The organism is Mesorhizobium sp. M1169 (assembly GCF_040318345.1).
In the GTDB taxonomy this organism is placed as follows: domain Bacteria; phylum Pseudomonadota; class Alphaproteobacteria; order Rhizobiales; family Rhizobiaceae; genus Mesorhizobium.
Map to the genome: position 1 here is coordinate 1 of NZ_JAMYME010000094.1, position 4,257 is coordinate 4,257.

Annotated in this window: 7 protein-coding genes; 4 read left to right on the forward strand and 3 right to left on the reverse strand. The window is 62.6% G+C overall.

The window, feature by feature from the left end:
- Window positions 1-188 precede the first annotated feature (188 nt).
- Window positions 189-1,118, reverse strand: a complete 930-nt coding sequence (locus NKH41_RS33795) for an Ivy family c-type lysozyme inhibitor (protein ID WP_352773409.1) — start codon at window positions 1,116-1,118, stop codon at window positions 189-191.
- A gap of 61 nt (window positions 1,119-1,179) precedes the next feature.
- Entirely contained in the window at window positions 1,180-1,785 is a 606-nt protein-coding gene (gene leuD / locus NKH41_RS33800) for a 3-isopropylmalate dehydratase small subunit (RefSeq protein WP_352773406.1), read from the reverse strand.
- 167 nt (window positions 1,786-1,952) lie between these two features.
- Here leuD and NKH41_RS33805 point away from each other — a divergent pair, with 167 nt between their 5' ends.
- The 4 genes from NKH41_RS33805 to NKH41_RS33820 all read left to right on the forward strand — a co-directional run bounded on the left by NKH41_RS33805 (window position 1,953) and on the right by NKH41_RS33820 (window position 3,754).
- On the forward strand, window positions 1,953-2,378 hold the full coding sequence (locus NKH41_RS33805; protein ID WP_352773403.1) for a GNAT family N-acetyltransferase: 426 nt from the start codon (window positions 1,953-1,955) through the stop codon (window positions 2,376-2,378).
- Between the two features lie 92 nt (window positions 2,379-2,470).
- On the forward strand, window positions 2,471-2,782 hold the full coding sequence (locus NKH41_RS33810; protein ID WP_352770332.1) for an ArsR/SmtB family transcription factor: 312 nt from the start codon (window positions 2,471-2,473) through the stop codon (window positions 2,780-2,782).
- Window positions 2,782-3,228: an SRPBCC family protein gene (locus NKH41_RS33815; RefSeq protein ID WP_352773400.1), complete on the forward strand. Its 447-nt coding sequence runs from the start codon at window positions 2,782-2,784 to the stop codon at window positions 3,226-3,228. The genes NKH41_RS33810 and NKH41_RS33815 overlap by 1 nt, the downstream gene beginning before the upstream one ends.
- 37 nt (window positions 3,229-3,265) lie before the next feature.
- Window positions 3,266-3,754 (forward strand): SRPBCC family protein, encoded by a 489-nt coding sequence (locus NKH41_RS33820; protein ID WP_352773397.1) that lies wholly within the window; start codon window positions 3,266-3,268, stop codon window positions 3,752-3,754.
- Between the two features lie 36 nt (window positions 3,755-3,790).
- Here NKH41_RS33820 and NKH41_RS33825 read toward each other — a convergent pair.
- On the reverse strand, window positions 3,791-4,257 hold a 467-nt coding region (locus NKH41_RS33825), incomplete at its 5' end, for an NAD(P)/FAD-dependent oxidoreductase (protein WP_352935944.1).

Sequence of the window (4,257 nt, forward strand, 5' to 3'; positions counted from 1 at the left end):
GACGGCTCCCTTGTTTGAGATCTCAACGAACTCATTCTGGCACATCCGATGCCGTCGGGCGCCGTCCACCCCATCATGCCGTGACATCCGAGCGACACAACGGTTCTTCGGCCGATGTTACGGCATGGATCCTCGGGTCAAGCCCGAGGATGACGAAAGCAGGGTAGTCGCCGCGCCGCGCAAAAAACCTAATTCGCCGACCCCAGCGCCTTGTCCAGCGCTTCCTTGACGTCGGCCGGCCATGTACTCACCGCTGGCCACGCGTCCGGCTCGGGCTTGTCGCCGCGGCGGGCGAAATAGAGCTTCCGGTTGACCGGGTCGACCGCCATGAAGCCGTCATTGCCGCCGCAATCATGCGGCACGCAGCCGCTGGCAAAAAAGGCGCCCGACGCGGTTTTTTCCGTGCCGCCGCCGACCAGCAGGCTGGTCGCCATGTCGGGCATGTCCTTGCCAAGCAGCGTCTCAGCTTGCTTGTAGACGGCCTCGTTGTGGAAGGCGTCGATGATGTTGTCGTATTTCGACGGATCGACGTCCTTCCAGTCCGTGCCCGGCTCCGGCATGTAGGTCAGATTGCCGGACGTCGTCAGTCCGGCCGTCGGCGACCATTGCAGCGCCGGCTTGGAATCACCCGGCAGCAGATAGGGCACGAAATAGACGGCGCTGTCGGAGATCGCGGCCGGCGGCGCGCCGCATTCATCCTGCTCGACCGTGACCGTCTGGATCGTGCCGCCTTCCGGCTTCCAAACGATCACCTTGGCTGGGCCGCATTGATTGCCGCCGTCGCCGACATCGACCAGCGCCACCTTGACGCCGCCGACCTCGACGATCTTGTCGAAGAAGACGTCGTAATTGCGCGCCAGTTCCTTGCCGTCGAAAGCGAGTACCCGTTCCCCGTACTCTTCCTCCTGAGTGATGGTCAGCTGGCCGCCCTCGAACGAGATCGGCGCCTGTTTGTCATTGTCGGCTAGGGCCGCATTGCTCAACGCGCCCTGGTCGGCGGCCCCGCCGGACGAATCGTCAGCCGGCACGAGCACCATGTCGGTCTGTGCATGCGCCCCTGCCACCGGCATCAGAATCCACGCCAGCGCGCAGGCCCCGGCAAGAAGCGAACGTGTCATGACTGTCCCCTCCGTTCAGCCGCCACGAACCCGGCCTGTCGCGGCCAGGTCATCCTACCGCTCAGGCCCAGGGGCGCTCAGCAGCGTTCTTCTTCTCGAACGAAGCGATGGCGCCGGCCTTCTCCATGGTCAGGCCGATATCGTCGAGGCCGTTCAAGAGGCAGTGGCGCTTGAATTCGTCGAGGTCGAACTTGACCACGCCGCCGTCCGGCCCGCGGATTTCCTTGGCTTCGAGATCAACCGACAGCGTCGCGTTGGAACCGCGCGAGGCATCGTCCATCAGCTTCTCCAGGTCTTCCGGGCTGACGGTGATCGGCAAGATGCCGTTCTTGAAGCAGTTATTGTAGAAAATGTCGGCGAACGAGGTCGAGATGACGCAGCGGATGCCGAAATCGAGCAGCGCCCACGGCGCATGTTCCCGGCTCGAGCCGCAGCCGAAATTGTCGCCGGCGACCAGGATCTGCGCCTTGCGGTAGGCCCGCTTGTTGAGCACGAAGTCCGGGTTTTCCGAGCCGTCGTCCTTGTAACGCATTTCGGCGAACAGGCCGGTGCCGAGCCCGGTGCGCTTGATCGTCTTGAGATAATCCTTGGGGATGATCATGTCGGTGTCGACATTGACGATCGGCATCGGCGCGGCGACACCGGTGAGCTTGGTGAATTTTTCCATGGTTCTTGCCCGTCTTCTTCTCGTTGCGGGGAATTGCTGGCGCTCGGTTTACACAATGCCGCGGGCAAATAAAAGACGGCTGTTTTTGGACTTCCGTCGTCGATCGAGACACAAAATCGGTACAAAACAGCTTCAAAACCACCGGCCCATGGTGCACTTTTGTCGACATGACAACGCGATCCACGATCCTTTACGCCAGCGAACCGGGCCTCGGCATCGCCGAGTTCCGCCGCGTTCTGGTGGAATCCGGCCTCGGCGAGACACGGCCCGTCGATGATCATGCCCGTTTGAAGGCGATGCTCACGAGTGCCGACCTGGTGCTCACCGCGCGCATCGATGCACCGGGCAAGCCGCTGGTTGGTGTCGCTCGCGGCATCACCGACTTTTCCTGGGTCTGCTATATCTCCGAGCTCGCTGTTTCTGCATCGGCGCAAGGGCTGGGTATCGGCAAGGGTCTGATGGATGAGGCACGCCGGCAACTCGGACCTTCCGTTGCCATCAGCCTGATCTCCATGCCCGACGTCGTCGGCTTCTATGAGCGTATCGGCATGGAGCGCATGCCCAACGCATTCTGGTTCGGCCGCAAGCGCTGAAATCCACTCCCAGCGACCTCAACCCGCGCATCCTTGGCCAAGATTCTGCCTCTTGACATGCAACCAAATAGTTGCATATTAGGGTCATGAGCATGGATGATGTCTTTCGGGCCTTGGCCGACCCGACACGCCGGCGATTGCTGGACAGCCTTCATGCCAGGAACGGACAGACGCTGAACGCGCTGTGCGGTGAGATGGACATGACGCGCCAGGCGGTGACCAAGCATCTGGCGATCCTGGAAGAAGCAAACCTCGTCGCCACCATCCGCAAGGGACGCGAGAAGCAACATTATCTGAATCCCGTTCCCATCAACGAGATCGCCGAACGCTGGATCGGCAAATTCGAGCGGGGGCGACTGGGCGCCCTCGGCGATTTGAAGAAACGTCTCGAAAGGGAAGACTGATGAGCAACACTTTCGTTTATGTCACCTACATCCGCACTTCGCCCGAAAAACTCTGGCAAGCACTGACCGAGCCGGAGTTCCAGCGGCAATATTTCCTCGGCGCTCAGATGCTAAGCGACTGGAAACAAGGTTCGGCGTGGAAGATGGTTTACACCGACGGCCGCGTCACCGACAGCGGCGAGGTCCTCGAGATCGATCCACCCAAGCGCATCGTGCTCAAATGGCGCAACGAGTTCATGCCCGAGGTCAAGGCGGACGGCTACACACGCTGCACCTTCGCCATCGAGCAGGAGGGCGAGATGATGAAGCTCGCCATCACACATGAAGCCGATGGACCGCACAAGCTGCTTGGCCATGTGGCGAACGGTTGGCCGCTCATCCTGTCCAGCCTGAAGAGCCTGCTCGAAACCGGCAAAGGCCTGTCGCGCCCGGCGTCGAAAGCTTGAGGTCGTTTCGATAGCGAAACCTTCTGGAGGACAGGTGATGCACGGTTCCGCGGTGCACAGCATGACCAATGGCGAGACCGTCATGGCGAGCGCCGATGTTCGCGCGCCGCCCGAGCGGATATTTGACGCGCTCGTTACACACGAGGTCGAGCGCTGGTGGGGGTCCGCCAGGACCTACCGGATGACCGGATGGGCGGCCGACCTCCGCGTCGGCGGCCGCTGGAGCGTCACCGTCGAGACGGCGGCCGGCAGACACCTGCCCGCCAGCGGCGAATTCCTGGAGATCGAAGAGCCGCGCCGGATCGTGCAGACGCGGAGATACGACTGGGACCATCCGACGCTTGGCCGCCGCGAAACCAAAGTCGCCTGGCTGCTGGAGCCGATCGCCGGCGGCACACGCGTCACCATCTGCCATGGCGGCTTCGCCGGCATCGCTGCTGCCGCAACGAAGCATGCCGAAGGCTGGGCCCGGGTGCTGGGCTGGCTTCAGGCGTATCTTGGTACGGGCGGCTTGGCGGCGGCTTAATCCACCAAGCAACGGTAGCATCCCTTCGCGCCAGCGTTAAATTACATTCAATTCCCGAAACGGCCGCCCGTCGGCAATCCGGCTGTACCCGAACGCCGAGCAATCCACCGTGCGATAGCCGCCATGCACTATCAGTTCGGCCAGCGCCTTGCCGACCGCCGGAGCCTGCTGCAAGCCGTGACCGGAAAACCCGTTGGCGAAGAGGAAATTGCCGACCTCCGGGTGCGGGCCGATCACCGCGTTCTGGTCGAGCGTGTTGTAGTCGTAATGGCCGACCCAGGCGCGCGTCGGCTTGATCGCCTCGAAGGCTGGAATGCGGGTCGCCAGCACCGGCCAGATCACCTCTTCGAACAGCGGCCAGTCGGGGTCGAAGTCGGCGGGATCGGCCGGTCCTTCGCCCTCTTCCGCCTCGGCGCCCCCGGTGATGTAGACCGAGCCCTCCGGCCGGACATAGATGCCGCTCGGGTCGACCAGCAGCGGCATGTCGTCATATTTTTCGCGCG

Bases quoted from the DNA above. Each gene is read 5' to 3' on its own strand.
- NKH41_RS33810 (WP_352770332.1), top strand. From the start codon at position 2,471: ATGGATGATGTCTTTCGGGCCTTGGCCGACCCGACACGCCGGCGATTG.
- NKH41_RS33820 (WP_352773397.1), top strand. From the start codon at position 3,266: ATGCACGGTTCCGCGGTGCACAGCATGACCAATGGCGAGACCGTCATG.
- leuD (WP_352773406.1), bottom strand. From the start codon at position 1,785: ATGGAAAAATTCACCAAGCTCACCGGTGTCGCCGCGCCGATGCCGATC.
- NKH41_RS33805 (WP_352773403.1), top strand. From the start codon at position 1,953: ATGACAACGCGATCCACGATCCTTTACGCCAGCGAACCGGGCCTCGGC.
- NKH41_RS33795 (WP_352773409.1), bottom strand. From the start codon at position 1,118: ATGACACGTTCGCTTCTTGCCGGGGCCTGCGCGCTGGCGTGGATTCTG.
- NKH41_RS33815 (WP_352773400.1), top strand. From the start codon at position 2,782: ATGAGCAACACTTTCGTTTATGTCACCTACATCCGCACTTCGCCCGAA.